Annotated in this window: 5 protein-coding genes; 2 read left to right on the forward strand and 3 right to left on the reverse strand. The window is 37.4% G+C overall.

Annotated features, from left to right (window positions below):
* On the forward strand, positions 1-825 hold an 825-nt coding region (argG, locus tag Q0W25_RS08700), incomplete at its 5' end, for an argininosuccinate synthase (protein ID WP_298521200.1).
* 17 nt (positions 826-842) lie between these two features.
* On the opposite strand, the gene Q0W25_RS08705 is transcribed toward argG, so the two are convergent.
* Entirely contained in the window at positions 843-2,486 is a 1,644-nt protein-coding gene (locus Q0W25_RS08705) for a helicase C-terminal domain-containing protein (RefSeq protein WP_298521202.1), read from the reverse strand.
* 95 nt (positions 2,487-2,581) lie between these two features.
* Here Q0W25_RS08705 and Q0W25_RS08710 point away from each other — a divergent pair, with 95 nt between their 5' ends.
* Positions 2,582-3,307, forward strand: coding sequence for an NAD-dependent protein deacylase (locus Q0W25_RS08710; protein WP_297825206.1), 726 nt, complete (start codon positions 2,582-2,584; stop codon positions 3,305-3,307).
* Here the strand turns inward: Q0W25_RS08710 and sfsA are convergent.
* Together sfsA and Q0W25_RS08720 are read right to left on the reverse strand one after the other, a co-directional pair.
* On the reverse strand, positions 3,257-4,000 hold the full coding sequence (gene sfsA / locus Q0W25_RS08715) for a DNA/RNA nuclease SfsA (RefSeq protein WP_298521205.1): 744 nt from the start codon (positions 3,998-4,000) through the stop codon (positions 3,257-3,259). The two genes, Q0W25_RS08710 and sfsA, sit on opposite strands and share 51 nt — an antisense overlap.
* Positions 3,987-5,509, reverse strand: a 1,523-nt coding sequence (locus tag Q0W25_RS08720; protein WP_298521207.1) for an NAD(P)H-hydrate dehydratase, incomplete at its 5' end; no start/stop codon positions are given. The genes Q0W25_RS08720 and sfsA, both read right to left, overlap by 14 nt.

A 5,509-nucleotide genomic window follows, 5' to 3' on the forward strand; every position in this document is an offset into this window, starting at 1 on the left:
GGAAAAGGAAACGACCAATTCAGATTTGAAGCAGTCATTCTTGCAATGTCTGATTTGGACATTATTGCACCAATCAGAGAAATGAACTTGACAAGAACTGAAGAAAAAGCATATGCGGAATCCAAAGGTATCGAATTAAGTTACGATAAGATTTACAGTATTGATGAAAACCTCTGGGGAAGGGCTATTGAAGGAGACGTATTAGAAGACCCTGCAAATGAACCTCCAGAAGACATTTACGAATGGACAAAATCCTGGCAAGATGCCAATGATGAACCTGAAAAAGTATCTATCGAATTTGAAGAAGGTATCCCAGTTGCAATCAACGGCGAAATGATGCCTTTAATTGAAATAATCAAAAAAGCTAATGAAATCGCTGGAAACAACGCAATCGGTAGAGTAGACACCATTGAAAACAGAATGATTGGTCTTAAAAGTAGGGAAATCTATGAAACCCCTGGTGCAAAATTGCTGATTGCAGCTCACGAAGCTCTAGAAGAATTAGTATTGACTACAGACGAGTTAAGATTTGCAGAATACATGTCTACACTTTATGCTGATCTTGTTTACAGAGCTTTATGGCAAGAACCATTAAGGGAAGACCTAGACCAAGCAATCGATAAAATGCAAGAAAGAGTAAGCGGAGAAGTTGTAATGAAACTCTTTAAAGGTTCAATCCAACCTATCGTAAGAAAATCTCCATTCAGCTTACACAGCATCGAACAAATTACCTTTGAAGACAAAGAGACCGAACAAAGTGAAGTTGAAGGTATGATTAAATACCACGGTCTTCAAGCGGCAAACTATCAAAAATTAAACAGATAGCTTTTAAAGCTATCATTTTACTTCTTTTTTTGTACAGCTTCAATGAAATATTCATTGAAAAATTTCCTGTTATAATCAAACAGTTCTATAAAACTGGAATCTATTATATACATAATGCAATAATCATCCTTATCCCTAATTCCCCTACCATAAGCCTGCATTAGGGACATTACTGCCTGATAATAGAACCATTTTGGATCTAAACTGCTACGATATCTGACCTGTTCATTCAACTGAGGATATGGAATTTTAAACATTATCTGGAATCTGCATAGGTCTCCTTTGAAATCGACACCATCCTTTATGGAAGCCCCAATGAGAATGATTGGCTCTTCACTTTCAGTGAATTCCTTTAATGTAGCATTCCTGTCTTTTCCACCGACGAACATGAAGGGATATTCTTTCAGATTTTCCATAATCCAATGTGCCTGTTCGTTGCTTGAGGTATGAATAACTCCTTTTTGGCCGTTATGCTTTTCCAACAATTCCCTGATTTTATGAATAGCCTTTTTGTTTCTCCAATTTGGAGCCCCATTCCTTTGTCCACTGAGCCTTGCAGCAAAATCTGTGTAAATAGGCCTTTTTGATACATCAAATGGACTCTTTTCATAGATATAATAAGTTTCGTCAAGATTGATGTTATTCCATTCGCAGAATTTTTCCCTGCTCCCCAATGTGCCGGTTAAAAATATTCTGATATTGCCCAAACTAAGCAATTTCTGAGTATCATCAGAAACAGAAAAAGGCTTGAATTCAGCGGAAATATCCATGTTATTGCTTTTAATAGATTTATTTTCGGGCAAATCTATAATCAAATCGTTTTCTGAAAGACCCCTGCTGATAGATGAGAATGATTCCATGTCAGATTCCAATATCTGCTTTTCCATATAGTCGAAATTGGAGAATTTTGAAGGGTTGTTTTCAAACTCGTCCAAAGTAACCTGAACGGTGGACTTTCCGTCACCTTCAATTTCCTTGATTCTTTCCTTGCAAACCTCAATCAGGTCATCACACAAATCCAGCCAATAGCTGGGATCAGTCTTCAACCTATTGACAGACATCAAACCGTCCATTATCGGAGTGAAAATATCTATACCAAATTTTGTCGCAATGTATTCCCTATTCAAATTGAAAGATGACAGCTCCAGCATCTTATGTTCAAGATTATGGGCCTCATCCAAAATCAGCAATTCACGAGGGTTCATCATAGATGAAGAAACACCCACATAGTAAAGATAATCATAGTTAGTAATTACATTCTTAGCCTTTTTTGCCTTGTTAAAGGCCGTCATGTATTGGCAATCAGAGCACTTTCTTAATTTATACTCAGCTTTAATGCAAAAATCACATCTCCCCTTATAATTGCAGTAATAGTTTCCTCGTCCCTTAATTTCGACAAGAATATCTGAAAAATCATTTAAGTACTGTTCCTGAAGCTGTTTGGTCATTGTCAATATATATGAATCTTCATACATGTTTGCAAGGGTAGTAGCTATCGCTGATTTACCTATACCTGTTCCTGCTTCCAGAATGATATTATTATATCCTTCTCCAATAGCCCAGTTGATCTTATTAATCAATTTAACCTGGCTGCTTCTCGGAGTGCACCCATGAAGTGACCAGAAAACCATCCAATCAAGGTTAGAATTATTATTTTCCAATTTATCCTCACCAATTTACTAACAATTTGATAATAATCAATTTATTGAAAATGATATATAAAAATTAATATTTTAAAAGTGACATAAAAGAAACCATGTCTAAAATTAATCAATTGCAAGAAATTATTGACTCCTCCAACAATATTGTCTTTTTTGGAGGTGCAGGCGTATCAACAGAAAGCGGGATTCCAGATTTCCGTTCTGAAAGCGGAATTTTCAAAAGTTTGGAAAAATATGGGGACACACCTGAAAATTTAGTTTCACACAGTTATTATTTAGACCATACAGAAGAATTTTTTGATTATTATAAAGAAAATCTCATTTTCAAAGATGCTCAACCTAATCCAGCTCATCTGAAACTTGCTGAACTGGAAAAAGCTGGAAAATTAAAGGCAGTAATTACCCAAAACATCGACGGTCTTCACCAAAAGGCAGGAAGCAAAAATGTATTGGAACTCCATGGGAGCATCCACAGGAACTATTGCCAAATTTGTGAAAAGGAATATGATTTGGATTATATTCTGGAAAGTGACGGCATTCCAAGATGTGAATGTGGTGGAATAGTAAAACCTGATGTTGTTTTATACGAAGAGCCTTTGAACAATGCCATTTTGAATTTTTCAGTTGACTATATCTCACGTGCGGACACACTGATAATTGGCGGGACTTCACTTGTAGTATATCCTGCGGCAGGACTAATAAAGTACTTCCACGGCTCAAACTTGGTATTGATTAACAAAAGTGAAACTCCCTATGACAGTTATGCGAGTCTAGTCATCAATGACGCTATCGGCGAGACACTGTCCCAAATCAAAATCTAGAGGTTCAGGGATTAATTCTATTTTATTCAATTGGTTATTACATTTATAAACAAGAATTTCAACACCTGCAGCATATGCCTCGTTTAATGTTCTTGAAAATGCAGGATCATTATCCCAATTAGGTCTGAAAGAATTTCCTGCAGGATGCTGTATGAGGAAAAACACCACACACCTGTTTCCGTCTTTTTTCAATTTGATTAATTCTTTCAGGTGCTTTGTGCCCCTTTCGGTTGGTGCATCCGGAAATCTGGCTTCGCCATCAACTATTAAAGTCACTCCCTTCACTTCAACAAAACAGGGCTCAGTTAGAAAGCTCATGCCACAGCAATCTTCTTCCTCATTTGCCAGATATATGTCAATTCTTGAGTTATCGACAGTCTTTTCCCTTTGATGATGAGAATATCCATAAAGCTCCTTGATTTTGCCGTTTACGATTGCATCAAAAACAATGGTATTGGCCTGCTGGGAGTAAAGTGATACTAGCACCCCCTTATTTTCTACAAAATGCAGTGAAAATTTAGTCTTTCTGTTAGGATTATCGGACGGCTTGAGCCAAACGGTAGCTCCCTCAACCAGAAGTTCCCTGCACCTTCCGGTATTCGGCACGTGTGCTATCTCCAATTTGCCTCCAACCTCAACTTCTGCAATGAATCTGTTAGGCCTTGATTTGAAAATTCCTTCAACATAATCCATTTTTAATCACACTGCCAATATATGAAACCAAATCGGTTGCGGAAAATCCGTTTCCTTTTTCTTTAAATGCTTCATCACCTGCAAGCCCATTAATGAAAACTGCCAGGCAGGCTGCATCAAACGTATTGAGGTCCTGAGCCAATAAACTGGAAGCTATTCCCGCAAGCGCATCGCCTGTTCCTCCAACAGTCATTCCGGGATTTCCGCTTTTGTTAATTCTGAATTTAGTTCCAGATAATATTAAGTCGTATTGTCCTTTAACAATGACAGTTCCTTTTATTTGGCGTGTAATCTGTTGAAACTCTGTTATGTTTTTATCAACCTTTTCAAACTCGTATGAATCTATGTCCAGTTTCAAATCCGAATTGACATTGAAAATTGACTTGAACTCAAAAATATGTGGAGTCAACATGATGTTATCCCTATTTTTAATCAAAATCAAATCAACCTGCTTTAAGCTGTCCGCATCAAGAACAATCGGTTTTTTTATTTTTGAAACCAATACATTGAATAGCTTTGAAGTGTCATCATCGATTCCTGCTCCAGGACCTATCAATATTGCATCAACACTTTCGGCCAATTCGATTATTTCACCGGCATGGTCCAATGACAATCTATCTCCAGACAATGCTTTGACTATCAAATCTGGAGAAGTTGATTTGATGGCTTCAGCAGCTTTTTCTGGAGCTGCAACATAAACCAAATCTGCACCTGCGCCAATTGCAGCCATTCCCGCAATAGCCGGTGCTCCCGAATAGTCTTTGGAACCCCCTACAATAAGCAATCTGCCATTATTGCCTTTATGAGATGATGGAGTCCTATTTTTAAGCCTTAAAAAGTCCCCATAGTTAACAAAATATTCTGCTTCAATCGGAATCCCAATATCTGCTGTTACAAGACCTCCCACATCTTCCTCATCAGCATTTCTCACCCCCGTTTTGATTTTGTGAAAGCTGATTGTGTAATCCGGAACAACAGCCAAATCGTCAACATTGCCTGTTAAAGGATCCATTCCTGAAGGAACGTCAACACTGATTTTCAAACCGTTTGAATCGTTTATAATCTCAATTGCCCTTCTAATGTTGGTCTGTAATTTTCCACTGATACCTGTGCCTAAAAGCCCGTCAATTATAATGAATTCGGATTCTCCTGATTTAGCTACCTCACATGAATTGATATCTTCAAGAGTCTTTAAATTGTAAATTTTCAAACGGGACAGACGAGGTTTCATATTCATCAATATGTCCAGATTAGTTTTGGATTCAGCAGAATGGATATTGTCTTTCAGCATGTAAATGTCCACATCATATCCTCTGTTTAACAAGTAACGTGCTGCAACAAAACCGTCACCACCATTTCCTCCAGAACCGGTGAAAATAATAACTTTAACTGGTTTTGAAAAGGAATAAACTGCAATTTTGCCAACTTCTTCGGCCAATGACTTTCCTGCAGATTCCATTAAGCACAATCTTGACAAACCCAAATATTCACAATTATAATCTGTAACCA

The sequence above is a fragment of the uncultured Methanobrevibacter sp. genome (assembly GCF_947166415.1).
Classification (GTDB): domain Archaea; phylum Methanobacteriota; class Methanobacteria; order Methanobacteriales; family Methanobacteriaceae; genus Methanocatella.

Bases quoted from the DNA above. Each gene is read 5' to 3' on its own strand.
- Q0W25_RS08710 (WP_297825206.1), top strand. From the start codon at position 2,582: ATGTCTAAAATTAATCAATTGCAAGAAATTATTGACTCCTCCAACAAT.
- sfsA (WP_298521205.1), bottom strand. From the start codon at position 4,000: ATGGATTATGTTGAAGGAATTTTCAAATCAAGGCCTAACAGATTCATT.